A 25,868-nucleotide genomic window follows, 5' to 3' on the forward strand; every position below is an offset into this window, starting at 1 on the left:
ACCGCCAATTTCTGTGACAGGGCATCTATTTTACTCTGAATCCCCCAGTTTATCCAGTTCTTTCCGAATCGTCGGACGGTCACTTTCCTGTGAATATTCGAGCGCCTTTTCATACGCGGCCCGGGCTTTGGCTCTCTCGCCCAGGACCCGATATGCCCGCCCCAGCCGCGCCCAGCCCGCCCCATCCTGGGGGTTTTCCTGCAACCGGGCGGCAAGGCGTTCAACCATGTCCCGGATCATGGCCTGCTGCTGTTCGGGGGACATGTTTTCAACGGCCTGGATCTGTTCCTCGCTCAAGGGCGGCATATTTGGGGCTGGATTTTGGGCCGGAGCCCCCTGACGGGAGCTGTCTTTGCGGGGCCTGCCGTCGCCCCGGGCCGCCGCCATTACCGTCTTGACCTGATCCACCCACGGGGCGTCCGGTGGCGAGATTTCAAGGATTTTCGTCCACAGCGTAAGAGCCTTGTCCACCTGCCCCGCCTGATATTCAGCCAAGCCCAAATAATAGAGCGTGCCGGGCTGGTCCGGCCGCAGTCTGTCGGCCTGTTGCAAAGCAAACAGCGAGGCCGGCGTGACGCGCCCCTCAGCAGCGGCGATCAGGGCTTCTGCATACATCAGCAACAGATCGAAATTGTCCGGCTCCAGTTGCCAGGCGTTCTGTAACGCCCGGGCCGCCGCCCCATAATTGCCGCGCCGGTTTTCCAGTTGCCCCAGCAGCAGCCAGCCGGTTTTTTCCTCCGGATGGTCCGCAAGACGCGCTTCTACCTTTTCAATGATTTCCAGGACCTTGCGGCTTTCGTCATCAACCGGCGCATCCTGCGCAGGGCTTGCCGTCGGAAAGTCCGGCATACCCGGACGCCCCAGCTCCAGATAAAGCGCTGACATGGCGAAGATAATCACCACCGCCAGCAACGCCGTCCGCGGCATGACCTGCCCTGCCTTAACGCTCCCTTCTTCACGTTCTGCCGCCCTGAGAAGACGCCGTTCAATTTCCAGACGGGCCGCGGCGGCGGCCTCTTCGGCCAGGCGGCCATCGGCCACATCCTGCTCCAGCTCCCGAAGCTGCGCGCGGTAAACCGCAAGATCCGCCCGCTCATCCTCAGCACAAGGTTGCTTTTTCAACAGCGGCAGCACTACAAAGATCAGCGCGCTCACCAGCAGCAGCACCATAACCAGCCCGGTCATCATGGCCGCTCTCCTTGTTTTGTTTCTTCTGGGCCCGTTTCTTCTGAGCCCGTTTCTTCTTTCGGCAACAACCGGGCCAGCCGCTCCTGTTCTTCCGGACTTAGTGGTGTCACATCAGGAGTGCGGGGCGTGCGGCGCAGATACAGAATGACCAATATTCCCCCCAGCAGCAGAAATCCGACCGGCAGGAACCACAGCGCCAGAGTTTCTTCCTTAAGCGGTGGTTTCAGCAACACCCAGTCACCATAGCGCGACGTCATGAACGCGATGATTTCCGCATCCGTATCGCCCGCCATGACCCGCTCGCGCACAATCATCCGCAGATCCCTGGCCAGATCCGCATTGCTGTCTACAATCGACTGATTCTGACACACCAGACAGCGCAACTGCTTCATAAGCGTCTGGGCGCGGGCCTCGGCGGCAGGGTCCTTCAGGCGCTCGTCATCGACCCCGATGGCAAAGGTGGCCGTCCCGGAAAAGGCCAACAAGGCAAACACGACAAGAGCCCCCCCTAAGAACAGCTTTTTCACCGGTCAAGCTCCCGTATCTTGGGCAAGATCCTGTCTTCCAGATCGCTTTCATGAATGGGACCAATATGTTTGTGCACAATGCGCCCCTCCTTGACAAAATAGGTCTCCGGCACCCCGTAGACGCCCCAGTCGATGCTGACCCGGCCCTTAAGGTCCGCCCCGGTCTTTACATAGGGGTCGCCCAGCGCAGTCAGAAACCTCAAAGAATCTTCCGGTTTATCCTTGTGGCTGATGCCGTAAATGCGCACGCCATACTCCCGCGTGAGTTTTTCCAGCTGTGGATGTTCCACCCGGCAGGGCGCACACCAGGAAGCAAAAAAATTGACCAGCACCAGTCCTTCTTCCGCCCGCAGATCCGCCGCACTGAGGCCCGGCCCCGGTCCGTTCAACCCCGGCAGGGAAAATTCCGGAATCGGTTTATCAATCAGTGCCGAAGGAATTTCCCGCGGATTGAGCGTGAGCCCCACGCCCAGCGCTATGGCCAGCGCCACGAAAAGAATCAAAGGAACAAGAGCCTTAAGACGCATGCACTGTCTCTCCCGAAGGTTTTTGAGCCGCCGCTGTTTTTGGCATTTTCTTTTTAGGGGCGCCGACCCGGAACCGCCGATCGCTAAGTGAAACAAATCCTCCCAGCACCATTATCGCCGCCCCGCTCCACAACCACAGCTGCAAGGGCTTGTAATATACCCTCACTCCCCAGCGCGGCGCGCCGCCCGGGGTTTCGCCCTGCGCTTCACCAAGGGCAATAAACAGATCACCCCAGAAGGTGGCATGAATGGCCGCTTCGGTGGTGGACATGGGCGGGCTGGTATAGGTCCGGCTTTGCGGATAAAGATGTTTGAGCACCGCACCCTCCTGATCCCGCAGCACAAAATCGCCCTCAAGAGCCGTATAATTAGGTCCGGCCACCGGGGTCACCCCCTGAAACTCTACCACATAACCGCCAAGCGTGACCTCATCACCGGCCCTTAACACGTCCAGATGTTCCCGCTGCCAACCGGACGTTACCGTCATCCCCAGAATGGCAATGGCCAGCCCCAGATGCCCCAGAGTCATGCCCCAGCTCGCCCGGGGTTGCCGCCCCAGCCGTCGCAGGCTGTCTCCAAGGGAGGTGCGAAACAGCTTGATCCGTCCGGCAAGCTCCAGCAGCGTGCCCATGAGCAACCACACCCCCAGTCCCATCCACAGCGCCATCATGACCTGAACCGATGTCACCCCGTCGCCGCCGATGAGCAGGGTTGCGACCACCGCCACCAGACTGATCAGCAACATCAGCCCCAGACGCTGGCTGATCCCGCGAAGGTCGGCCCGTTTCCAGGTCAAGAACGGCCCCACCGCCATAATCAGCACCAGTGGCATCATCAGCGGCACAAAAGTCCAGTTGAAATAGGGGGCCCCGACGGAAATCTTCTCGCCCGTGAGGGCATCCAGCAGCAGCGGATATAATGTACCAAACAGCACCGTCGCCGCCCCCACCGTCAGCAGCATATTATTGAACACCAGCGCCCCTTCGCGGCTCATGGGCGCAAACAGTCCGCCGGGCTGAAGCTTGTCCACCCGTAAGGCATACAGGGTAAGACTGCCGCCAATGACGAGCAGCAGAAACAGCAGGATAAACACGCCCCGCTCCGGATCAGTGGCAAACGCATGGACCGATGTCAGGACACCGGAACGCACCAAAAACGTCCCCAGCAGGCTGAAGGAAAAGGCGATAATCGCCAGCAACACCGCCCAGCTCTTCAGGGTATCGCGTTTTTCCACCACAATGGCCGAATGCAGCAGCGCCGTCGCCACCAGCCACGGCATGAACGAGGCGTTTTCCACCGGGTCCCAAAACCACCATCCCCCCCAGCCCAGTTCGTAATAGGCCCACCAGCTGCCCAGTGTGATCCCGATGGTCAGGAAACACCAGGCCAGCAGGGTCCACGGCCGCACCCAGCGGGCCCAGGCCGGGTCCACCCGGCCTTCGAGCAATGCGGCCACCGCAAAGGAAAAGGCCACCGACAGCCCCACATATCCCAAATACAAAAACGGCGGATGAAAGGCGAGTCCCGGATCCTGTAGTAACGGATTAAGGCCGTTGCCCTCCATCGGCACCGGATTGAGCCGTTCAAACGGGTTGGAAGTCAAAAGCAGAAACAGATAAAACCCTACGCCCACCAGCGCCTGAATGGACAGAACCCGGGCATAAAGACTGGGCGGTAAGTGCCGGCCGAACCGGGCCACCAATGCCCCGAACAGCGCCAATATCAGCACCCACAGCAGAAGCGAACCTTCATGATTGCCCCAGACGCCGGAAATTTTATACAGCATCGGTTTCAGGGTATGGGAATTGGCCGCCACATTCTTAACGGAAAAATCGGAGGTGACATAGGCCTGGGTCAGGGCGAGAAACGCCAGAAACACAAACACAAACTGTCCGTATGCCGCCGGGGCGCCCACCCCCATGAGCCGCCGGTCCCGCCGGGCCGCGCCCACAAAGGGAAAACCCGCCTGAATTATGGCCAGCGCCAGCGCCAACACCAACGCAAAATGGCCGGCTTCCACAATACCCGGGCCCATATTCATGGCATATACCCTTCTTCCGGGCCGTCTGCGCCATGCTGCCAGAGGCCGCGTTTTTTTAACGAGTCGGCCACTTCCCGGGGCATGTAGTTTTCATCATGTTTGGCCAGCACTTCGCTAGCCCGAAAGGTTCCGTCGGCTGTCAGTTCGCCTTCGGCCACAACCCCCTGGCCCTCGCGGAACAAATCCGGCAACAGGCCCCGGTAACTGACTTCGATGCGTTCATTGCCATCAGTGATGGCGAAACTGTAGGCCAGTTCATCGCCCCCCTTGCGGAAACTGCCTTCTTCCACCAAACCGCCCAGACGGAACGGCCGGCCCGGACCGATTTGCTTTTCCTTCACTTCGGTGGGATCGTAAAACAGGCGCACACTATCGCCCAACGCCAGAATCACAAGCATGGTCGCCAGTCCCAGCACCAGCAGAGATGACAGCACCAGAATCATGCGGCGACGTTTGCGCCCAGCGGCCCTTTTACGAGGCGGGAGAGGGGGCATGGTCTGCGTATCCGTCATGAAACGCTACTCTCCTGTTGCTCTGAGTGTAGTTTTTCCTGTTGTCCAGACTGTTGACCGGATGATTCCCGGGGCAGAGCCCGTTCCAGTTTTTCCAGTTCGGCTTCGTCCCGCCGCCGCCCGATCCAACTGCCCAGCGCCAAGGCGGCCATCACCCCCACGACAATGCCAAAACTCGGCCAGACAAAAATTCCATATTCCATCGCGCCGCCCCCTTCAGTCCACGACCTTAGCTGCCAGCTTGAGGCGCAGGGTCCGAATGCGCCGTTTGAGAATAAGGCTTTGCAGCCGCCAGATCAGCACCATGACAAAATAGGCATTAAAGGCCAAAATCATGATGATCAGCGGCCACAGCATATCCGGGTGAATGCTGGGCCCGTCGAGCCGCATCAGGCTGGCCGGCTGATGCAGGGTGCTCCACCATTCCACGGAAAATTTGATAATCGGAATATTCACCAGCCCCACAATGGCCACGATGGCGGCCACCCGGGCGGCGCGGGCCTGATCCTCAATCGCCTGCCATACCGCTAGATACCCCAGATACAGGAAAAACAGAATCAGTACCGATGTCAGCCGCGCATCCTGCCACACCCAATAAGCGCCCCACATGGGTTTGCCCCACAGGCTGCCGGTGATCAGCGCCAACAGGGTAAAAGCCGCACCGATGGGCGCGGTGGCACGGGCGGTATAATCCGCCAGAGGGTGTTTCCAGATGATGCCCACAATACTGGCCAACGCCATGAGTACATAACCAAACATGGCCATATAAGCAGACGGCACATGCACAAAAATAATCCGGTAAGCGTCCCCCATTTGGTAATCAGCGGGCGCCACAAACAGCGACAGATAAAGCCCCACCGCCAGCAGCCCCGCCGCCAAAAGCGCCACCCAGGGCAGGATTATTTTACTGAGCCGCATAAAGCGGGCCGGATTCGCGAACTTATGCATAGGTGTGGTCTATCGCCAACTGTTCCCTGAATCAAGTCAAATAACCTCATAAACCGCATATTTCCGGTCGGTCAGCCGATGCTAGGGCCTAAAACATTAACATCACGGCAAGCGCCCTTCGTCGCACACCATGAAACTTTCATCGACAAGCCATAGTTTTGCCGTCATCCTATGGCGTAATATGATATGTTAGAAATAATACAAGGCCTTGTTTTCAAACTTTTATTAACAAAATGGCGGTAATTTTCGCTTCATGATCTGGTATGTGATTAAAAAACCTCTGAAACTTCTGATCGGCTGGATCCTGTTTATTATCGGCCTGATCATTGCGCCGCTGCCCATGCCCATCGGGCAGATCATTGCGCTGGTGGGGCTGAGCGTTCTGGTATCCGAAAGCGAAACCGTGCGGATCGGAGTGCAAAAACTGCGCCGCAAACTTCCCGGTCTCTGCCGCCAGTTAAAAAGAGTCCGCCCGCACATGCCCCGTTTCCTGAAAAATCTGATCGACACCACCGACCCCCTACATCTGGGAGAATGAGTCCCGGCCCGCCAAAGATTGAGCGGAGCGGAGATGAGTCTGAAAGAACCCTGCCGGCCTATTCCAGACCCGACCGCAGCGCCGCCGCTGCCGCCCAAGGACTGAGCGCCCCGCTGCCCAAAGTCACCCCCGACAGCAGCATGATATGGGACTGCATCTCGTAACCGCCGACAGCCGCCTCCACCGCCAGGACGCTGAAAATCAGCACGGGGATATACAACGGCAGCACCAAGAGCGACAACAGCACCCCACCGCGCCGTAAGGTTACTGTAAGAGAGGCCCCGATTGCGCCGATAAAGCTCAGCGCCGGGGTGGCCAACGCCATCACCAGAACCAACGGCACATATCCGCGGGCCGGCAGGTTCATCATCAGCCCCAGAAGCGGAGCCAGCAGAATAAGGGGCACCGCCGTTGTCAGCCAGTGCGCCACACATTTGGCCAGAACCACCAGCTCCAGAGGCAGGGGACTGAGCAGAAACTGGTCCAGCGACCCATCCTCATAATCCGCTTGAAACAGACGGTCCAGCGACAACAGACACGATAACAGCGCCGCCACCCACACGATACCCACGGAAATGCGGGCCAGAATATTCTGTTCGGGGCCGACCCCAAACGGAAACAACGACACCACAATGGCAAAGAAGGCCAGCACCATGCCGGTGCTGCTGCCCTGCCGCCAGGTGAGGCGAATATCCCGGGCCATAATGGCCACAAACCGTCCCGTCATGCTCCCGCTCTTTCCGTGGCCCCGGCTGCAATGTTCCCTGACAGTGGCGCGTCCTGCCTGCCGGGCACCAGCCGGGAATAGCTCTCCAGGTCAAGCTGGCTCACATAACCAGGCTCAAGCCCCAGATCCATATGGGTGGCGGCCATAATCATGCCTCCCTCCGCCAGATGCCGATTCATCAATCCGGCCAGCCGCTCGACCCCGCTTCGGTCCAATCCCACAGTCGGTTCGTCCAGAAGCCAGATTCGCCCGGGCTGACACAAAATCCGCGCCAGCGCCGTGCGCCGGGCCTGTCCCGATGATAAATATCGCGCCGGCTGGTCCTCTAGATGAGCAATTCCCAGCGCCGCCAAGGCGTCCTTTACGGCCAGCCCCCTGTCTCCATGAACATGCCGCCAGAAAACAAGATTTTCGCCAACCGTCAGTTCCGGCTTCAGACCATTTTTATGGGCCAGATAACAGATGTTGCGGGCAATCCAGTCTCGCTCCCCCGCCAGACTTTCGCCCTGATAACGAATCTCTCCTATAGCCACCGGAAGAATACCGGCCAGGCTTTTCAGCAGGCTGGATTTTCCGGACCCGTTAGGCCCGCGTAAGATCAGCGCCTGTCCGGGTGCCAGCGCAAAGGACAATCCCGAAAAGACGACCGTCTCGCCGCGAATGACTGTAAGCTGTTCTGCCGTAAGAATGATGTGCCCCCGTATAGTATCGTTATGGGATAGAGGTTTTGATCTATCGGGAGCTATAACATTTTGTGCGGGCTTTAAGAAGCAAAAAGCAAACCCCGTGATGGCCCCTTCAGCGCTTTAAACGCCGATATTTGTCCGCGGCATGAAAGGCCAGCGCCACCGCCAGGGCAAAGGCCAGGCTGCCGATCAATACATCCCCCAGCCGCCCGCCATCTCCAGCCAGGGACATGTCAGTGGAAAAGACCAGAAATACGCTTACCATCAGAATGAACACCACCGCCCGAACCCAGCGCCTGAATCGGGTGTCAGCGGATGAGGTGTTGCGGGTTCTGATTTTCATGTGAACCTCCTGTTTGTACTGTCGGGGGTTTTGTTCGGGAGACTACACTAGAGCGAAGTGAGCCAACCTATTCACAATTCACTCTAGACAACAAATGCGGTCAGGCCGGGGCGGCATTATGGAAAAAACACGGCAGGTCATGATCCTTCCGCCATAATTCGCCCGGACAGGACCTATATCGCCCAGAAAAACCTATATCGCCTTGACGTCACTCAGGAATTTTTCGAACTTTTCGGCAAGTAACGCAGATTCCTCACCGAGCCTGTTGGCATTGCGCAACACATCCGTGGCGACAAGCGTGCCCTTGCTGGCACCGTCACTGACCGTCGCAATGGTCTCCAGCATGAACGACATCTCCGCCGAAACCTCGTTCACATTGCGGACGATGCCGTGGGTGGAGTGCTCCTGGCTCTTGACGGAAGAGGTGATCTGTTCAGAAGCACAGGAAATCTGGTGAATGATCTCACTGATCTGGCGCATAATGCGCACCGCCCCCTCGGTCGCGCTGCGCATGTCGCCAACCTGGGCGGAAATTTCCTCGGTCGCTTCGGCAGTCTGCCCGGCCAAGGTCTTGACCTCATGAGCCACGACGGCAAATCCCCGCCCGGCCTCCCCGGCCCGGGCCGCCTCAATGGTGGCGTTCAGCGCCAGAAGGTTGGTCTGTTCTGCAATATCATGAATCAGCTTGATAACATTGCCAATGCGCGCACTCGCCTCTTCCAGTTGCCCGATCTGAAGGTTGACCCTTTCGATTTCCGCAACTGCATGGGTCGTGGACTGATGGGCTTCCATGACCTGCACGGTGACTTTATCCACGCTATGCAGCAGCTCACCGGATGTCGCCGAAACCTGCGACATGTTCCGGCTGGACTGGTGTGACGCCTCGGTCAGCGCCCGGGTTTTTTCGCTGGTCTTGTCCGCCATGGAAAACATCTGTTGTGCGGAGCCTTCCATTTCCCGCGCGGCAGTGCGCAGCTGAGACAACACACCGCGCATGGTCTGTTCGAAGGTTCGGCAGACCTGCTCCAGCCGTTCGCGCTTCTCTGCGGCCCGCTTATGCTCCTCTTCTTCTTTGCGCACCCGCTCCAGAGCCTGTTGGCGTTCCTTTTCCATCATCCGTTTTTCCGCCGCCAGACGCCGTTCCTGTTCCTGCGCCTGTTGGCGCTGAACCCGTTCCATTTCCTCGCGGTTTTTACGAAAGGTTTCGATGGCCTCGATCATCTGCCCAAGTTCATGTTTTTGCGGCGGAATACGGGCAATCATTTCTTGCTCACGGATCCGATCCCCGGCCGTCAGGGCCCTCAAAGACTCCGTTATCAGCCGGATCGGGCGGGTCAGGCTCAAAGACAGAGGGATGCTGACCAGAATATAAAGCCCCAGGGTGACCAGCGCTATCCCCCCCATCATGACTAGGAACCGGTTTTTTGCCGCGGCATAAGAAATGGCGGCAGCCTGCTGGCCCTCACGAGCATAACGGGAAATGGCGGCAAAGTCGGGCGCCATGTCCTGATAGCCCTCTTCCAGCAACCGCACGGCGTCTTTTACCTTCGTATCGGTTTTTACATATTCCACAAAACCCTTCTCATATTTCTGCACCAGGGCGAGGATCTTTTCCCTGCGTTCTTCGGACATATTGCTTAGCGAGAGGGCACGGGTCACATTGCGTAAATGAATCCCGAACCAGCGCTGGCTCAGCTCGTCTGGCTCCACCAGATAGGATTTTTCGAATTTGCGCATTTTCAGGAAGTCCGTGCGAAGGGACGGCAGGTTGGTTTCATCCAGAGCCTCTTCAGCCTTGACCCCTGCCTGTTTCAGCGCACCGCGCAAACCGCTGTCACTGGTAAAACCCATGCGACGGACCCCTGCGCTCACCGTCTCAAAACGATTCTGATATCGCTGTATTTTTTCTTCCAGGGCGGCAAGGGAACGGATCAGGTTTTCATCGGCAGCACGCTGGCGATATTCTTCAAGAACCGCCATGACCTCCCGGCGCACGCCGCTGTGTTTCGCCAGATTCTTTTCCTCACGGGAAAGCAGAAAATCCTTCTCGGCCTGACGCAGTTGGAGTCCCAGCCGATACAGTTCCGCGCCCAACCGCCCCTGTTCCTGAAAATTTCTGTATTTCAGAAAACTGTCATGCATGCGCGCGTAATTCCAGGCAAAACCCGACGCCAGAAAAATCATGGAGATGACGGTAAGACCGGTCAGAAAGGATATTCTGCGGCTAATGGAAAACCGGCTGAAAAAAGCTACGGCGCGAGACGGACGGATCATAATGTCATTTCCCAATGTTCAAAACAGTTTTCAGGGCCCAACGTCCCAATAAGTGTCCCAATAAGTGTCCCAGTGAGTATCCCAGCAAATACCCTGGTAAATGTCCCAACACATCACACACCTGCAACGCACTGAACCACGGACACAAATGTATGTGCCGGCTCCCTTAAAAAAGGGTTATCCGTCCGTGAAGCTTTTGTGACAGTTTCGCCTCTGCTCCCGGGTTGGTGGGCCACAAACACAATTAACGCGCCTGAACCGGCCCCCTATCTCTCTATTAAGAACCTCTCGCAATAACATATTTTCCCTTGAGAAATCCGGCTTTTTGGTGCAGAAAACGGCTATATTTCCCCGCAGACCGGAAATGTTGCGCCAAGCCACCAGGAGGTTTTCGGTCTGCCACCATGATAACATTACCCAAAGGAGAAGAGTTGTGGCATCTGTTGGTCAAGACAGCCTGAAAACACGCCGGACCCTCAATGTGGACGGCAAGGAATATGATTATTTTTCCCTTCCCGCCGCCGGCGAGGCGCTCGGTGATGTAAGCCGTTTGCCATTTACCATGAAAGTGCTTCTGGAAAACCTGTTGCGGCATGAAGATGGGGTCACCGTCACCACCGAGGATATTCAGGCGCTTGTCGACTGGCAGAAGGAACGTCGTTCCGACCGCGAAATCCAGTATCGCCCGGCCCGCGTACTGATGCAGGATTTCACGGGCGTTCCCGCTGTGGTGGACTTGGCCGCCATGCGCAACGCCATGGTGGAGCTTGGCGGGGATCCGGACAAGATTAACCCGCTCAGCCCTGTGGATCTGGTGATCGACCATTCCGTCATGGTGGATTATTACGGCACACCGGATGCTTTTCAGCAGAATGTGGACCTGGAAATGGAGCGTAACAAGGAACGCTATCAGTTCCTGAAATGGGGCCAGAAAAGTTTCAATAACTTTTCCGCCGTGCCCCCGGGCACGGGCATCTGCCACCAGGTGAACCTGGAATATCTGGCGAAAACCGTCTGGTCCGCCGACGTGGACGGGCGCACCATCGCCTATCCCGACACCTGTGTGGGCACCGACAGCCACACCACCATGATCAACGGTCTTGCGGTGCTCGGCTGGGGTGTGGGCGGTATCGAAGCCGAAGCGGCCATGCTTGGCCAGCCGGTTTCCATGCTGGTTCCCGAAGTGATCGGCTTTAAACTGACCGGCGCCATGAAAGAAGGCATCACCGCCACCGATCTGGTGCTGACCGTGGTGCAGATGCTGCGTGAAAAAGGCGTGGTCGGCAAATTTGTGGAATTTTATGGGGACGGTCTGGATCATCTGACCATTGCCGATCAGGCCACCATCGCCAATATGGCCCCGGAATACGGCGCCACCTGCGGCTTCTTCCCCATCTCCGCCCAGACGCTGGACTATCTGCGGTTCTCCGGCCGGAATGAAGAAACCATCGCGCTGGTGGAAGCTTATGCCAAGGCACAGGGCATGTGGCGTGACAGTAACACGCCGGATCCGGTCTTCACCGATACGCTGGAACTGGATATTTCCACGGTTGAGCCCAGCCTCGCCGGTCCGAAACGGCCGCAGGACCGCATCCTGTTGGCCGAGGCCCCGCAAGGATTCGCCAAAGCTCTGGACGGCTTCGGCAAAACGGCTGAAAAAGACAAAGGATTCGCCGTCGAGGGTGAGGATTATGAACTTCATCATGGCGATGTGATGATCGCCGCCATCACTTCCTGCACCAACACCTCCAACCCCGGCGTGCTGATGGCGGCCGGTCTCGTGGCCAAAAAGGCCAACGCGCTGGGGCTCAAGACCAAGCCCTGGGTCAAGACCTCCCTCGCCCCGGGGTCCCAGGTGGTGACTGACTATCTGAAAAAAGCCAGGCTGCAGGAACATCTGGACGCGTTGGGATTTGATCTGGTGGGGTATGGATGTACCACCTGTATCGGTAACTCCGGGCCGCTGGCCCCGGCGCTCAGCAAAACCATCAACGACAATGATATGGTTTGCGCCTCTGTGCTCAGCGGCAACCGCAACTTTGAAGGCCGCGTCAGCCAGGATCTGAAAACCAACTTCCTGGCCTCACCGCCGCTGGTGGTGGCTTACGCCCTGGCCGGCAACATGAACATCAATCTCACCACCGATCCGATCGGTCAGGACAAGAACGGCAATGACGTGTATCTGAAGGACATCTGGCCGACCAACGCGGAAGTCCAGGAAGCCATCAATGCCGGACTGAGCCGCGAGATGTTCATTGAACGCTATAAGGACGTCTTTGCCGGCACGCCCCAGTGGCAGGCCATCGACGTGGCCGAAGGCAAAACCTATGACTGGGACCCCAAAAGCACCTATATCCAGCACCCGCCCTATTTCCAGGGCATGTCCAGAGAGCCTGGCGGCTTTGCCGACATCACCGGCGCGCGGCTGCTGGCGCTGCTCGGCGACAGCATCACCACCGACCATATCTCCCCCGCCGGCGCCATCAAGGCCGACAGCCCGGCCGGCAAATATCTTCTGGAACATGGCGTGGAGCCCAAGGACTTCAACTCCTATGGCTCCCGGCGCGGTAACCACGAGGTGATGATGCGTGGCACCTTCGCCAATATCCGCCTGCGCAACCTGATGGCGCCGGGCACCGAAGGTGGCTGGACCACCCATTATCCGTCCGGCGAGGTGATCAGCATCTATGACGCCGCCATGCGCTATAAAGAAACCGGCACGCCGCTGGTCGTGGTGGGCGGCAAGGAATACGGCACTGGCTCCTCCCGTGACTGGGCCGCCAAGGGCACCAATCTTCTGGGTGTGAAAGCCGTGCTGGTGGAAAGCTTCGAGCGGATTCACCGCTCCAATCTCGTCGGCATGGGCGTGCTGCCGCTACAGTTCAAAGATGGGGATAACCGCGAAACCCTCGGCCTCACCGGTAAGGAGACCTTTGACATTACCGGCATTGCCGGCGGCATCACCCCGCGCCAGGATGTGGATGTAAAGATCACCTACGAAGACGGCTCCACCCGGGAGATCAAGGTGCTGTGCCGCATCGACACTGCCAACGAGGTGGATTATTACGTGGGCGGCGGCATCCTGCATTACGTACTGCGCAACCTCGCCACGTCATAAAGCGGGCTCAGGAAATCACACGGAAAAGGCCGGGTCATCCGATCCGGCCTTTTTTATAACCTTATCAGGTTTAATCCAGATCCTCGCGGGCGATGGTGATGGCGTCCCGGACCGCATCGGCGTCGCCCAGCTTATGGGCCAGGGTGAGGCTCAGCTTTGCGAGAAACAGGGCGTGCCGGTCTTCCCCCACCTCATCCAGTGTTTCCGCCATCAAATCGTAAATCCGTTCCAGGTCGGTGAACTTCATGACCGCTCTCCCAGAGCAATATGAAAGGCCCGCAAAACCTCTTCGGGATTGATCTGCCGCCAGCGGGCCGTCACGTGCCGGTCCGGACGGATCAGATAAAAACTGCCCGCCGCCGCCCCATAAGCTTTGAACACAGGGGCATGGATGCGCCGGTCGAGGATAATGGGCGTGAAACTTTCCTCTCCCACGGCCAGCCGCTCAAACAGCGCGCGGACCTTCCCGGGCACCGTCCCGTCTTCGGAAAAATAAAAACCGCTGAACCCCCGGCCCAGATGGTCCAAGAGATAATCGTTATCCCCCAATCTGCGGTTGAAGACGGCCGCACCCCGGCCCGGGCCGGCGCTGAACTCGGCATCCCGGTCCGCAAAACTGGTCAGCGGGCTGTCCACATAGGTATAGGGCTGTACCTGTCGGGGATCGACAAACTGCCGGGTGAAATCATGATGCAGCGCCAGCGACAAAGCGGCCCGGCGCATCAGCGCATAGCCGGGGCTCGGCGGGGTCATGAACTTCGCACTTTTGGAGGCATTGGCGAACACGTCCAATGTGGCGCCGCGCCGTTCGGGCGTGTAACTGTCCAGCAGGCTCTCGGGCGCAAACCCCTGGACCACATAAGCCAGTTTCCAGGCGGCATTGGTGGCGTCCGAAAAGCCGTTATTGAGCCCCCGCACCCCGAATATGGGCACCAGATGGGCGGAATCGCCGATAAACAGCACCCGCCCCACCCGATACTCATCCAGGCACAGACTATAAGCCTTATACAGGCTCCACCATTCCAGGGCCCACGGACCCCGGTGGCCAATCATGTCCAAAATGGCCTGAATGCGTCGGCGGATCTCCCCTTCCTCCAACGCCGTCTCTTCCGATTCCCCCTCCTGAAGCTGATAATCTATGCGCCAGATATTATCCGGCTGTTTGTGGATCAGAATGGTCGCCTTGGCGGCATCCCGCGTAATGCCTTCCGGTTCGAAAAAGGCGCGGCGTTCGGTGGGGAAATCATGATCCATCTGAATATCCACAATCACATAACGGCCTTCATACGCCTCCCCTTTCAGTTTCAGGCCCAGCGTCTCGCGCACCCGGGACCGCCCGCCATCCGCCGCCAACAGCCAGTCCGTTTTCAACTCATAGGCCCCTTCCGGCGTTTGCACCGTGAGCCGCACCCCGTCCATATCCTGCCGGACATCCGTGACCTTATTCTGCCAACGCATCTCAATCAGCGGTGAAGCCATCGCTTTTTCCGCCAGAAACTGTTCAATATATTGTTGTTGCAAGTTATACATGGGTTTGAAGCGGTCTTCGGCGCTGTGCGGCATTTCCAGCCGGTAAATCATCCTGTTTTTGTAATAACAGCGCCCATGGGTCCAACCGAGTCCCTTGGCGGTGAACGCCTCATGCACCCCGAGTTGTTGCAGGGTTTCATAACTATGGCGGGAAATGCAGATGGCCCGACTGCCATCATTCAGCGTGTCCTTTTCATCCATCACCACTACGCGCACCCCGTGCCGCGCCAGTTCCAGCGCCGCCGTAAGGCCCACCGGCCCCGCCCCCACAATGGTCACGGGGTGGCGGATGTCCAGCTCGTGCGCCGCTTTTTCCATTTCTTCCATTTCCGGGGGCCGGACAAAAGGAAAATGCGGATACCGGAAATATAACGAGTCATTCGGGTTTTTGCCGGCCGGGCGCATGGAACACCTCTTGTGTTTGTGGACCGGACAATCATATCCGGTTTGCAGGGGGCTGTCTGTCCCCTTTGCCGGGGGACAGGCCCCGCTGAGCCCCGCCATATTGCCCGGGTCCATCCCATATGGTATAGCCGGGTTATGGTCACGAAATCCCCCAAATCCTTTCCCTTCAAAGCCCTGGCTGAATGTACTCGCGATTCCGGCGGGGCGGCATTTGCGGATGCGTTTGCCCGGATGCTGGAACAAGAACTTCGGGTCGATCAGTGTATGTTGTTTGTCTGGCGCGAAGACCAGCCCATGCGCTGTCTGCTGTCGCTGAACTTCCAGGATAAAACCCTGGCGCGCCCTCTCGCCGGCGCCTATATCGGGGGCGGCTACCTTCAGGACCCCAATCTCGACCTTCTGAAAAATGCGCCGTCTGGAGAATGGCAAATTATCCGTTTTCGGGACGTGGAACAGGGGTTCCCGGAAGAGTATCGCAACCGTTTTTTCAGCATTCCGGGCATCATCGACAAGATCTCCCTGATCCGCCGGGATCAGGACCAAGTTTATTACCTCAATCTCTATCGCAGCCGGGATCATGGCCCGTTCGGCGACCAGAACCCCTTGCAGGAAGAGGATTTTGCGGCCCTGATCGGTTCGCTGCTGCTCAGCCATTTTCGGCATATGAGGCCGGGTCTCCATGCTGGCCCCCTGTCTTTCCTGTCACCGCAGGAACAAACCGTTTGCAGCGGCATTCTCCAAGGCCAAAAAACCGAACGCATTGCCCATGAAATGGGGGTCTCTCCCCATACCGTCACCACCTACCGCAAGCGGGCCTATACCAAGCTGGGCATACGTTCCCGGGCAGAATTGTTTGAGTTATGCCGTGAAGCATAATTCCGCCCCGCGTTCCGCCTATTCCGGCTGGGGCAGGGCAGCCTCTCTTCTGGGGCCGGCATTGGCACGATGCGGCGCATCCCCTTCGCGGACGCCAATCAATACCCGAAAAGCTTCTGCATTGGCGGCCACCACAATCGCCAGCATGAAAAAGGTCAGCAGCCCCGCCGGAATATTCACCACCAGCGTCGCCACCACATAATGCAGATCAAGCTGTTCGGTTATGGCCTGCAACAGCCGGGTCATCACATAGGCATAAATGGTGATGGGCAAAAACGCCCGAAAGGTCAGCAGCCACAGCGCCAGACTATATCCCCGGGTTTTGTCCCAGACATCCCGCAAGGTCATGCTGCGCCGGCCGAGCGCGATACCGGCCGTAAAAAGGGACAGGCGCACCAGAAAAGGCGAAACCAGCAACATCACCACAAAGGTGCATTTAAGGACAATTTCGTTCAACTGGTTCTGACTAAAAGCCTCTCCCTGACTTTGATAATAAAACAACGCCACAAGTGACAGCAGGATGGTTGGGATTACCAGTGCCAGAGAAATCACCACCACCCGCAAAAGGCTGCGCAGCAAACGGCCCGGGGAAAACCCACCACCGGTGAACCCCTGTTTAAGCAGCCGGCCATAGGTCGCCAGTTCCGCCCCCAGCAGAAACTGCCGGTACCAGACCAGGGCAAAAGCCGCCGTCACCAGACTGAGCAGATAAGAGGCCTCAAAGGAAAGCCCATAGGCGCGGGGCAGATATTCTTCCAAAAGCCGCAGCAACAGCCAGAGCACGAGCGGCCCCAAGGACAGCCGGATAAAATGACGGATATGATTTTGGAAGAATGTGTAACTTTCCGAAATGGACGACCCGACATGAAATTTTTCTGTTTTACTCAAAACCCGTCGCTCCCTTGCCGACATGCCCCCTTTTCGGGCACGGTTCATGCGCGTCCCTACCAAACGCCCCAGGGCCGGAGACCTCCCGGGCATCTGCCGCCATCCCAAAACTGTGTCGTTTCATCACCATAGTGTGATTGGCAGTTGAACGTTAAAAAATATACCTTTAAAGCATGAAAAAGACATTATCATTTGTGCAGTTTTTATCTTTTTTTGTGGTTCTCTTGCCGGGACTGGTTCTGCATGCCCCCGCCCTGACGGAAGAACGGCTTTCCGTTGTTGAGCTGTTCACGTCCCAGGGATGCAGTTCCTGCCCGCCAGCAGACGAACTGCTGCATGAATTAAGCCAGCAGGAAAATATTCTGGCGCTGAGCTTCAATATTGACTACTGGAATTATCTGGGCTGGAAGGATAGTTTCGCCAAGCCGGAATTTTCCGCCCGGCAACGGGAGTATAACCGCAGCCTGGGACGCCGCAACGTCTATACGCCGCAAATGATCATTAACGGTCGGGAAGCCGTGGTCGGATCGCGTAAGGAACAGGTGTATCGCACCCTGGAAGATGCGGACCTGAAACCCGCCGCCCGTCCCCGGATCACCCTGAACCACCAGAAGAACCTGATCCACCTTACCATAGCCGCCGGAGAAACCCGCCGCCCAGCAACCATCTGGCTGATTGCCTATGACATTGATGAAACCGTAGACATCAAAGGCGGCGAACTGGCCGGACAGACCCGCCATTACCGTAATGTGGTGCGGGCGCTGAAACCGCTTGGCAGCTGGACGGGACAGGAAACCCGGCTCACCTTTGACCCGTTGACCACGGTGGGGGGACTTTGTGACCGGCTGGCGGTGCTGGTCCAGGCACAAAAAACCGGACCGATTCTGTCCGCCGCGCAAATCGATTTTAAAGCTTCTGTCTATAATAATAACCCCGAGTAACCTCTCATTACCCCCCACAACTGGATGGGCTTTGCCATACATTTTGCCGGCAAAGCCCTTTTTTATGGGGGAGTAATGGCTTATAGAGGAGTAATGCAGGCCACTGTCTCATTTTGGGACACTTTGGGACACTTTGGCACATTTCAGCACAGGGACTAGGCAAAATCGTCCTATTGGCAGGGTTTCGGGGCCGTGATAGAGTTTTGATATCAAGAAAATATTAAGGACTCCGGGCCATGATCAGTCCTGAAGGAGTCCGGTCGGGAAAGAGGCTCCCGTCATAGCGTTGAACAAAGTGGTCCCCATGTCGAACTTTACGCTGATCACTCTGGATACTGGCTTACTGGGCAGTTATTACACGGCGCAGTCCAATTTGCGTACCCTGGCGACGGCCTCCGCCTCTTCGGTGCCCGCAACACCCCCTTCCGGCTCCAGCCCAAAGGACATCACCCCTTGGGCCAATGAAGGGGAGCAGGACAGTCTTCTGGTCAGCCGATACAACAAGATCCGCAATGAAACCAGCTTTCTTGATTTGAATGACGAAGCGGTGAAAAAGGCCGATGGGGATGCGGATTCCGAGGCCCTGTTTGCGCTGTATGTGGCGCTCGACAAACTCAAGACCATTGCCGACTATGCCGCCGATGACAACACCCTGGACTCACAGCTCGGCCGCCTCAGCAGCCAGTTCAATACAGGCATGAAGGAAGTCCTGGACTATGTGGCGAATGTGGAATTGGACAAACTCACACTCCTGGCCGGGGAAAAGAAAGCCGGATATGAATCCGGTATTGCATTGGGCAAGGATCAGTTTGACCTGGTCGGCCGGGTGGTTTCCATCGGGTCTGCCGACAAGGTCATCTCTGGCCTGAACGGCACGGAATCTTTCACCCTGAACATCAGCAAGTTCACCGATAATGACGATATCCAGATCAATCTGGCGGACATTGCCGGAGACATCACCCTCAATAGTCTTGTCAGCCATATCAATGCCCAGATCGCGGCGGTCAAGACCCTGAACAGCGAAGGGGAAGAGGTTGGTAAATACACCACCCGGTTTGCCGTGGAAGAAGTCAGCGAAGGCCGGTTCGCCCTTAAAATCGACGGTCTCAGTTCGGAAAAGCTGACTTTCACCGCTGCGGCACCAGAGCCGGCCCTGTATATTACCGGCACCACCAGAGCCTTTGGGGAAAACCGGGAACAGGCCACGCTCAGCAAACTTGAAGATGTGCTTGCCCCCGCCAGCAGCCGGAAATTTACCGACACCATAGCCGCCACGGATCTGAGTACGCCTCTGCCACCGCTGGAAGATGAGGACGGCAACGAGATAGAGGCAGAACAGGATCCCTTGCACACCACGGCGGCGGGCACGGCCGTGGACAGTCAGGGAAATGTCTATATCCTGGGTTCCACCGAAGGAGATTTTGACACCCAGCGCAACGCTGCCGAAACGTCCGATGTCTATCTGAACAAATATGACGCCAATGGCCGGCTGTTATGGTCCCGGCTGGTGGGCGGCACTGGCGCGGCCACAGCCTATGACATTGCCATTGATGGCGAAGACAACGTCATTATTGCCGGCCAGGCCGACAGTGAACTGGTCAGTTCGGACGTTTTCGACGGCGCGGACAGCTTTGTGCGCAAATATGATTCGCAGGGCGAAACTTTATGGACCCGCCAGCTTGACACCCTGGCCGAGGATCAGGCCAACGGTCTGGCCATCGACACCAATGGGGACATTTATGTGACCGGAACCATTCGCGGGCGGCTCGACAGCACCACCACGCCGGGCGGCGGGGAAGATATTTATGTGCTCAAGTTGAGCGGGGAAGACGGTGTCGTCAGCCAGTCCACGCAGATCGGCGGGGCCGGCACGGAACGGGGCAAGGCAATCGCCATTGCCAGTGACGGCAGCATTCTGGTGGCTTCGGAAGAAGACGGGCAAGCTATCCTGCGCAAACTGGATGCGGCGGATCTTAACACGGAACTGGCCAGCTACGCCCTGGGAGATCTGGGGTATGGCAGCATTGAAGGGCTGGCGGTGGAGGGGGGCGCCATCTATCTTGCCGGCACCACAAGTACCAACGGCCTGTCCGGGGGCACCGTGGTGGAAGCCTCCAAGGGAGGCAAGGATGGTTTTGTCACCCGACTGAGCGATAATGGCACGTCTTTCACACCTGACTGGACTCACTTTCTGGGCACAGGCTCGGCGGACAGCATCGAAGACATCGTGGCCCAGAACGGTGCCGTCTATGTGGCCGGAAAGACCTATGGAACCCTGAACGGGCAGCAGAAATCCGGCATTATCGACGGTTTTGCCGCCAAGCTGAACGGCACCACGGGCGCACTGGACTGGCAGCATCAATTGGGCGGCGTCACCGGCTATGGCGGCAGCACCGGCATCGCCTTTTCCCAAAACGGCACCTCCGTATTGTCGGTTCTGGGCCTGCCGACGGGACAGATTGAGAACCGGGAGACGAGGGATATCGCGACCCAGACCACGGCCCGGCCCGGCGATCATTTTTACATTTCCATCAACGGCAAAACCCCGGTCAAGGTGACCATTCGCGAGGGAGACACCTATGACGATCTGGCCAAACGCATCGACCGGCTGTCATTCAGCTTCATCAAGGCCACGGCCCCTCTGGGCTCCGAAGGGCCGCGACTGAGCATCAAGGCGCAGAACGACGCGGAAATCAAGATTATCGCCGGAAAAGGCGCGCAGGATGCCCTGGCCAAACTGGGCATGAAACCCGCCACCATTCTGACCTCCGAGGCCCTGTTCGAGATTGGCGAAGAAGCCACGGGCACGGACCCGGACAATCTGGGCGGGGTGTTTGGGCTGGGCATCGAAAAGCTTCGGGTGCTGCGCACCAAGCAGGAAGCGAAATATGTGGCCGGGCAACTGGAACAGGCCCTGTCTACCATCACCCGGGCCTACCGCTCCCTGACTTATGACCCCATCAAGGCGGAAATCCTGCGTCAGGGACAAATCGCAGGCCAGGCACCGGCCCATCTCACCAAACAGCTCGCCAATTATCAGAACGGCCTCAACCGTCTGCTGGCGGGCGGCGGCACTTCGGGCGCAAGCTTGTTCATCTAGAGTGAATAGTGATGAGATGGACACGTCATGGCGAATGAGCGTCAGCGACGACGCAATCCAGTGGACCAGAAAAATGAATCGCTACGCCCCTTTCCCAAATAATGGCTGGAGAGCGCGATGACGCAGGCTCTGCAGAATGAAACCCCCCAACGGGGTAGATAACGCGATCATCAATCCTCAATGCGCAAAACACATAAATGGAAAGAAAAAAGGGAGAACAGGCGACAAAAGCCCAGAGGGCGGAGCCAGGCAAGTGTGTTCCGTTGGGGGGTCGGATAGTGGGCCTGACTCCGCCCTGCTCCAGAGGCATGGTTTAATCAGCAAACAGCGTGCCAGTTTTACATGGAGCTTTTAAAACCTAAAAACAAAGATCTATATCCCACTCAAAAACCAAGAAAAAATATAAAAAAGATACCATTCTTCTTTGGGTCAAAAGTTTTTTGAGAAAAGTGCGGCATTCAAATTTTCTTAAAATGCATTGCGTTTTGCAAAAATCTTGATTTTTTTTCATATTGCAAAAGTCTAAAATAGTATTTTTTATAGTGTATTTTTTATAGCCGGTTTCTTATTAACCCCCTGCTCACTTTTCTTTTCTAAACTCAAATCCGCAATGATAATACTGTTTTTATGGACACAATAACGTTAGGGTCCTGACCCTAGAATAAAACGGGGCATGGAATGTTCTTAAAATTTCCCTTGACCAGAGCCAGGATAAGCTTTTCCATCCATCAGAAGGATCAGAGGCTCATGGCCCCCCGGTGGCGGGATGCGGCGCTGGTGCTGATTCTGCTGGGAGTCCTGTTCGCAGGACCAGCCGGCCCCAGTTCAGCCCTGGCCGCAACAGTACCCCAGGACAATGGAAAACCCCAGGACAATGGAAATCTGGGGGAGGAAATATATTTGATGGTCCCCCCTGTCAACATCAGCCTGTTCGATCATGGCCGCCCTGCGGGCATTTTAACCATATCTGTGCAGCTGAAAGTTGTTGATGCCAAAAAGCGCGCCGAGGCGCTCCGGCAGATGCCGCGTCTGAGCGACCTTTACCTGAGAAAAGCCAACAGGCTGTCGCTTGAATATTTTGATATCAATCGTCCGATAAATGTTGCATTATTAACCAGGGTTTATCAACAGGCCACCGACCGTCTTCTGAAACACGGGGACGCCAGGGTTCTGATTTCCAACGTCGTGGTGCAAAAAAGATAAAAAGATAATCGGTCGGGTGAGTCCCCTTTTCCTTTGCGGCACATGTCGACGAGACCGAAGGGAAATCCCGCCGACAATATGCCACAGCTTAACCGGGGCAGGCATGGTAAAGACAGAACAAACCATTCTGAATGCAGCAGCGCTGGAGCAGATCTTCAAAGGGATCCAGGAGCGCTTGCACTGGCCCATTATTCATGAATTGTTGAACGATCTGTCCGCACGGGAAAAAAAGCTGTTCTGCGCCCTGCATGAAGAGAATAATGCTGCCTGCCGCCTCCAACTCCATAGTCTTAAAAGCCTGGCCGAAACGTTCGGCCTTACGGCTCTGTCTTGTTATCTGAAGGAAATGGAAAATATTCAGGGGCGTGGTCTCTATACAGCGATCAAAAAAGACGCCCCTTATTTTGCCCGGCTTGTTGGCCAGTCCCGCGAAGCCCTGCTGGCCTATATGAGCCGTCACCGCCCCGGCTCCAAAAGGTTAAAACGCGCCTGACAAAAACGAGGATCATTCGCAAAAAACGAACGACTGTTTTAAGTTGAAGGGGTCTTTCTTTTCGAGTATGATGAACACCCTGAGAAGTGTAAATAGGTGGCGGTCCGAACCGCCTGGCTGAAGAATACCAATCGCGAGCACCTATGCCAATGGGGAAACATGACATTGGGGAAATGCCAATCCAACATGATCTGAAATCATCTTGCCTTTTCAGGAAAACCTTAACGGGCCAACAGACAATTACGGGAGGATCCATGTCTTACTCAAAATATCTCAAAACCACATCCGCTTTACTGGGGGCCAGCCTGCTCTATGCCCTGCCGTCCCTGGCGACGGCCCAGGAAGAAGACATTCTGGTTATCGAAGAGGTGGTGGTGACCGGCTCTTACATCAAACGTAAATCCCAGGAAGATTCGCCTTCACCGCTGAATATCCTGGGCCGTAGCGACATTTCAGCCCAAGGGCTGAATACAGTAGGGGATATCGCGCGCAATTTCACCTTTGCCTCCGGGTCGGAAATCAATACCGACGCCTTTACCCAGAACTTCAGCACCGGCACCGCCAATGTGAACCTGCGAGGTCTGGGACTGAGCTCCACGCTGGTGCTGCTGAATGGCCGCCGTCAGACCCTATCCGCTGCTTATGCCGATGACGGTAGCACCTTTGTGGATACCAATTCCTTGGTGCCGATGATTATGGTGGAACGCGTGGAAACCCTCAAGGACGGGGGATCTGCCACCTATGGGACGGACGCCGTGGCCGGGGTGGTCAACTACATCACCCGCAAGGATTTCGTCGGCTTTGAAATCGAAGGCCGGTTCCAGACCACCACCGAGGATTCCCAGCGGGACTATGACCTCGGCGCCATCTGGGGTACCGAAGTGGGCGAAGGAGGCAATTTTGTGATTGCCGCTGCCTACAAGAAACGCGATCCCTTGCGCGCCAGCGACCGGCCGGAGTTGACAGACGGCACCGGCATTTCCGGGTCCGGCCAGCCTGGCACCATCTTCATTCCCGGTGTGACCAATCCGGCGACCGGCGACACGCTGCCGCTGATTGATCCGGCCTGTGAAGGCTCGACCCTAAGCATTCCCGACGTCATCGCCCCGGGGGCGGCGCTGGGGCTGCCGCTGGATGTGGGGCTGTGCCGGTTCCAGTTCGATCCTTTCTATGACCTGGTGGCGGAAGAAGAAAACTTCCAGGCTTTTGCGTCCTTCACCCAGGACTTTGCCGATGACATGAATTTCTATATGGAAGTGGGATACGCCAATAACAAGGCCAACCGCAGCAACGCCCCGGCCTTCCCCATCGCAGAAACCGTTATTGTCCCCTCCACCCATCCGGGCACCCCGCTGGAAATCCAGGGGATTCGGGCGGCACTGGGGATCAATCCTGCGGTGCCAAACGTCTTTCTGGGCCGCCTGTTGGGGGGCGATGCGGATCCGCTGATTACTGACCATGATAATGAAACCTTCCGCATCGCGGCCGAATTATCCGGATCCATGGGCAGCTCATGGAGTTGGAATCTGGCAGGCACCTATAGTGAGAATGAATTCTTCCTCACTGTTGAGGACGTGTTGCGGGATGCTTATTTCAATGCGTTGGCTACGGGCACCTATAACCCCTATGGCACCAATCAGACCACCCTGCCCAACAGCCCCGAAGTCATTGACAGCCTGATTGCCGAATTAAGTGTTGTGGGCAATACCAGCCTGTTTACCTTTGACGCGGTGGTCACCGGCGAGTTGTTCGAACTGGGCGACAATATGGTCAGCGCGGCCTTTGGGGCGCAGTACCGCAATTCGGACATGGACTATGACTGGTCCGATGATTACAACGGCCCCAATGGCGACGGCACCAATGGCGGCAACCTGATTACCGGACCAGGCACGGGCGGTAACCTGATGTTCCTGTTTGGCGGCGGCGACTTTGGCGCGGATCAGGATGTGTATGCCCTGTTTGGCGAATTTCTGGTGCCGCTGGGCGATACGCTGGAAGTCACCCTCGCCGCCCGTTATGAGGATTACGGCGATGGGCTGAACAGCTTTGACCCGAAAATCTCTGCCTTGTGGCGGCCTATGGACAACCTGTCCTTGCGCGGTTCCTTTAGCACCGCTTTCCGGGCACCAAGCCTGTTCAACACAGTGGCGCAGCAGACCTCACTGGTGGAAATTGATCTGGCCGGAACCTCCACCTTCCGCCCCGTCACCTCTTTCGGAAGTGCCGATCTGCAACCGGAAGAAGCCGACATCTATAATGTGGGCTTCACTTGGGAAATTGTGGAGAACCTGTCCTTCAGCACCGATTACTGGCGCTATGAGTTCACCAACCTGATCACTCAGGAAAATGCCCAGTCCATCGTGAACCGGGCCCTGGCCGGGGATATGGCAGCGCTGGCCAAGCTGGATTTCGGAACTCCCGGCGACTTCTCAACCCTGTTCCGGATCCGCACCGACATCATCAACGCGCCGACCGTGACCACTGACGGGCTTGACCTCAGCCTCAATTACACCCATGACATGGGCACGAGTGGCACGCTCAACTTTGGCGCCGAGGCCACCTATGTGTTCCAGTACAGTGCTGTGGATCAGGCTGGCATGGAATTTGACGGGGCGGGCAGCCGCAACTTCAACAACTTTGCCCGCTCAATCCCTGAATGGCGCGCCAACGCCCATGTGAGCTGGTATAAGGACAACCATGCGGTGGCGTTCTTTGCCCGCTATATCGACAGCTATCTGGATGACCAGAACAATGTGACCGTGCCGAGCTATACCACCTTTGATGCGCAATACAGCTATCTGCTGGGCGATGCGGATGAAAATACCGGCACCCGTCTTACGGTTGGGGTGATCAATATCTTTGACAAGGATATTCCCCGGCTGGACACCAATGCGGGCTTTGATGTGAAGGTGCATGATCCGCGCCAGCGCATGGTATATGTCAGCGTAAAACAGAATTTCTAAGACTTTTTTGATCCGGAACATTGGGCGGCCCCTCAGGGGG

At 57.0% G+C, this 25,868-nt stretch carries 22 protein-coding genes; 8 read left to right on the forward strand and 14 right to left on the reverse strand.

The features are described 5' to 3' along the window. Positions 1-30: 30 nt before the first annotated feature. Genes ccmI through FE788_RS12845 form a run of 7 tightly spaced genes read right to left on the reverse strand, consistent with a single transcriptional unit; the run spans position 31 to position 5,743 of the window. Positions 31-1,188, reverse strand: coding sequence for a c-type cytochrome biogenesis protein CcmI (ccmI, locus tag FE788_RS12815; RefSeq protein WP_138381011.1), 1,158 nt, complete (start codon positions 1,186-1,188; stop codon positions 31-33). Next, entirely contained in the window at positions 1,185-1,715 is a 531-nt protein-coding gene (locus FE788_RS12820; protein ID WP_138381012.1) for a cytochrome c-type biogenesis protein, read from the reverse strand. The genes ccmI and FE788_RS12820 overlap by 4 nt, the downstream gene beginning before the upstream one ends. Further along, on the reverse strand, positions 1,712-2,242 hold the full coding sequence (locus FE788_RS12825; protein ID WP_138381013.1) for a DsbE family thiol:disulfide interchange protein: 531 nt from the start codon (positions 2,240-2,242) through the stop codon (positions 1,712-1,714). The genes FE788_RS12820 and FE788_RS12825 overlap by 4 nt, the downstream gene beginning before the upstream one ends. Next, positions 2,232-4,283 (reverse strand): heme lyase CcmF/NrfE family subunit, encoded by a 2,052-nt coding sequence (locus FE788_RS12830; RefSeq protein WP_246057936.1) that lies wholly within the window; start codon positions 4,281-4,283, stop codon positions 2,232-2,234. The genes FE788_RS12825 and FE788_RS12830 overlap by 11 nt, the downstream gene beginning before the upstream one ends. Continuing rightward, positions 4,280-4,795, reverse strand: a complete 516-nt coding sequence (ccmE, locus tag FE788_RS12835; protein ID WP_210413987.1) for a cytochrome c maturation protein CcmE — start codon at positions 4,793-4,795, stop codon at positions 4,280-4,282. Before ccmE ends, FE788_RS12830 begins: the two co-directional genes overlap by 4 nt. Further along, the gene (ccmD, locus tag FE788_RS12840; protein WP_138381014.1) at positions 4,792-4,998 is read right to left on the reverse strand and encodes a heme exporter protein CcmD; all 207 of its coding nucleotides are present in this window, start codon (positions 4,996-4,998) and stop codon (positions 4,792-4,794) included. The genes ccmE and ccmD overlap by 4 nt, the downstream gene beginning before the upstream one ends. A 13-nt stretch (positions 4,999-5,011) precedes the next feature. Continuing rightward, the gene (locus FE788_RS12845) at positions 5,012-5,743 is read right to left on the reverse strand and encodes a heme ABC transporter permease (protein WP_138381015.1); all 732 of its coding nucleotides are present in this window, start codon (positions 5,741-5,743) and stop codon (positions 5,012-5,014) included. A 265-nt stretch (positions 5,744-6,008) separates the two neighbouring features. Here FE788_RS12845 and FE788_RS12850 point away from each other — a divergent pair, with 265 nt between their 5' ends. Then, a complete protein-coding gene (locus tag FE788_RS12850) occupies positions 6,009-6,281 on the forward strand; it encodes a PGPGW domain-containing protein (RefSeq protein ID WP_168190417.1) in 273 nt (90 codons plus the stop codon). A gap of 58 nt (positions 6,282-6,339) precedes the next feature. Here the strand turns inward: FE788_RS12850 and ccmB are convergent, their stop codons facing one another. The 4 genes from ccmB to FE788_RS14160 form a co-directional block, all read right to left on the reverse strand. Beyond that, positions 6,340-7,008, reverse strand: a complete 669-nt coding sequence (gene ccmB / locus FE788_RS12855) for a heme exporter protein CcmB (RefSeq protein WP_138381017.1) — start codon at positions 7,006-7,008, stop codon at positions 6,340-6,342. Then, positions 7,005-7,799, reverse strand: a complete 795-nt coding sequence (gene ccmA, locus FE788_RS12860; RefSeq protein ID WP_210414218.1) for a heme ABC exporter ATP-binding protein CcmA — start codon at positions 7,797-7,799, stop codon at positions 7,005-7,007. Before ccmA ends, ccmB begins: the two co-directional genes overlap by 4 nt. Before the next feature lie 7 nt (positions 7,800-7,806). Then, positions 7,807-8,037, reverse strand: coding sequence for a hypothetical protein (locus FE788_RS12865; protein WP_138381019.1), 231 nt, complete (start codon positions 8,035-8,037; stop codon positions 7,807-7,809). 192 nt (positions 8,038-8,229) lie between these two features. Beyond that, entirely contained in the window at positions 8,230-10,311 is a 2,082-nt protein-coding gene (locus FE788_RS14160) for a methyl-accepting chemotaxis protein (RefSeq protein WP_168190418.1), read from the reverse strand. Positions 10,312-10,744: 433 nt separating this feature from the next. On the opposite strand from FE788_RS14160, the gene acnA reads away from it, so the two are divergent. Then, on the forward strand, positions 10,745-13,429 hold the full coding sequence (acnA, locus tag FE788_RS12875) for an aconitate hydratase AcnA (RefSeq protein ID WP_281277164.1): 2,685 nt from the start codon (positions 10,745-10,747) through the stop codon (positions 13,427-13,429). 70 nt (positions 13,430-13,499) lie between these two features. Here the strand turns inward: acnA and FE788_RS12880 are convergent, their stop codons facing one another. After that, positions 13,500-13,676, reverse strand: coding sequence for a DUF2783 domain-containing protein (locus tag FE788_RS12880; protein ID WP_138381021.1), 177 nt, complete (start codon positions 13,674-13,676; stop codon positions 13,500-13,502). Next, on the reverse strand, positions 13,673-15,364 hold the full coding sequence (locus tag FE788_RS12885; protein ID WP_138381022.1) for an FAD-dependent monooxygenase: 1,692 nt from the start codon (positions 15,362-15,364) through the stop codon (positions 13,673-13,675). The genes FE788_RS12880 and FE788_RS12885 overlap by 4 nt, the downstream gene beginning before the upstream one ends. 135 nt (positions 15,365-15,499) lie before the next feature. On the opposite strand from FE788_RS12885, the gene FE788_RS12890 reads away from it, so the two are divergent. Then, positions 15,500-16,240 carry a helix-turn-helix transcriptional regulator gene (locus tag FE788_RS12890; RefSeq protein WP_138381023.1) on the forward strand — a complete coding sequence of 247 codons (741 nt, stop codon included), beginning with the start codon at positions 15,500-15,502 and terminating at the stop codon, positions 16,238-16,240. A gap of 18 nt (positions 16,241-16,258) precedes the next feature. On the opposite strand, the gene FE788_RS12895 is transcribed toward FE788_RS12890, so the two are convergent. Continuing rightward, entirely contained in the window at positions 16,259-17,128 is an 870-nt protein-coding gene (locus FE788_RS12895; protein ID WP_138381024.1) for a hypothetical protein, read from the reverse strand. A 194-nt stretch (positions 17,129-17,322) separates the two neighbouring features. On the opposite strand from FE788_RS12895, the gene FE788_RS12900 reads away from it, so the two are divergent. The 5 genes from FE788_RS12900 to FE788_RS12920 all read left to right on the forward strand — a co-directional run bounded on the left by FE788_RS12900 (position 17,323) and on the right by FE788_RS12920 (position 25,828). Further along, entirely contained in the window at positions 17,323-18,069 is a 747-nt protein-coding gene (locus tag FE788_RS12900; protein ID WP_168190419.1) for a DUF1223 domain-containing protein, read from the forward strand. Positions 18,070-18,373: 304 nt separating this feature from the next. Continuing rightward, complete coding sequence (locus FE788_RS12905; RefSeq protein ID WP_138381026.1) at positions 18,374-21,169, forward strand: SBBP repeat-containing protein; 2,796 nt, start codon at positions 18,374-18,376, stop codon at positions 21,167-21,169. A gap of 747 nt (positions 21,170-21,916) precedes the next feature. Beyond that, positions 21,917-22,372, forward strand: coding sequence for a hypothetical protein (locus tag FE788_RS12910; RefSeq protein ID WP_138381027.1), 456 nt, complete (start codon positions 21,917-21,919; stop codon positions 22,370-22,372). Positions 22,373-22,475: 103 nt separating this feature from the next. Further along, entirely contained in the window at positions 22,476-22,865 is a 390-nt protein-coding gene (locus FE788_RS12915) for a hypothetical protein (RefSeq protein ID WP_138381028.1), read from the forward strand. A gap of 254 nt (positions 22,866-23,119) precedes the next feature. Beyond that, positions 23,120-25,828, forward strand: a complete 2,709-nt coding sequence (locus FE788_RS12920) for a TonB-dependent receptor plug domain-containing protein (protein ID WP_168190420.1) — start codon at positions 23,120-23,122, stop codon at positions 25,826-25,828. Positions 25,829-25,868 lie beyond the last annotated feature (40 nt).

The sequence above is a fragment of the Luteithermobacter gelatinilyticus genome, assembly GCF_005849285.1.
Classification (GTDB): Bacteria; Pseudomonadota; Alphaproteobacteria; order Sphingomonadales; family Emcibacteraceae; genus Luteithermobacter; species Luteithermobacter gelatinilyticus.

Bases quoted from the DNA above. Each gene is read 5' to 3' on its own strand.
- ccmI (WP_138381011.1), bottom strand. From the start codon at position 1,188: ATGATGACCGGGCTGGTTATGGTGCTGCTGCTGGTGAGCGCGCTGATC.
- FE788_RS12825 (WP_138381013.1), bottom strand. From the start codon at position 2,242: ATGCGTCTTAAGGCTCTTGTTCCTTTGATTCTTTTCGTGGCGCTGGCC.
- FE788_RS12830 (WP_246057936.1), bottom strand. From the start codon at position 4,283: ATGAATATGGGCCCGGGTATTGTGGAAGCCGGCCATTTTGCGTTGGTG.
- ccmE (WP_210413987.1), bottom strand. From the start codon at position 4,795: ATGACGGATACGCAGACCATGCCCCCTCTCCCGCCTCGTAAAAGGGCC.
- ccmD (WP_138381014.1), bottom strand. From the start codon at position 4,998: ATGGAATATGGAATTTTTGTCTGGCCGAGTTTTGGCATTGTCGTGGGG.
- FE788_RS12845 (WP_138381015.1), bottom strand. From the start codon at position 5,743: ATGCATAAGTTCGCGAATCCGGCCCGCTTTATGCGGCTCAGTAAAATA.
- ccmB (WP_138381017.1), bottom strand. From the start codon at position 7,008: ATGACGGGACGGTTTGTGGCCATTATGGCCCGGGATATTCGCCTCACC.
- FE788_RS12865 (WP_138381019.1), bottom strand. From the start codon at position 8,037: ATGAAAATCAGAACCCGCAACACCTCATCCGCTGACACCCGATTCAGG.
- FE788_RS14160 (WP_168190418.1), bottom strand. From the start codon at position 10,311: ATGATCCGTCCGTCTCGCGCCGTAGCTTTTTTCAGCCGGTTTTCCATT.
- FE788_RS12880 (WP_138381021.1), bottom strand. From the start codon at position 13,676: ATGAAGTTCACCGACCTGGAACGGATTTACGATTTGATGGCGGAAACA.
- FE788_RS12885 (WP_138381022.1), bottom strand. From the start codon at position 15,364: ATGCGCCCGGCCGGCAAAAACCCGAATGACTCGTTATATTTCCGGTAT.
- FE788_RS12890 (WP_138381023.1), top strand. From the start codon at position 15,500: ATGGTCACGAAATCCCCCAAATCCTTTCCCTTCAAAGCCCTGGCTGAA.
- FE788_RS12905 (WP_138381026.1), top strand. From the start codon at position 18,374: ATGTCGAACTTTACGCTGATCACTCTGGATACTGGCTTACTGGGCAGT.
- FE788_RS12910 (WP_138381027.1), top strand. From the start codon at position 21,917: ATGGCCCCCCGGTGGCGGGATGCGGCGCTGGTGCTGATTCTGCTGGGA.
- FE788_RS12915 (WP_138381028.1), top strand. From the start codon at position 22,476: ATGGTAAAGACAGAACAAACCATTCTGAATGCAGCAGCGCTGGAGCAG.
- FE788_RS12920 (WP_168190420.1), top strand. From the start codon at position 23,120: ATGTCTTACTCAAAATATCTCAAAACCACATCCGCTTTACTGGGGGCC.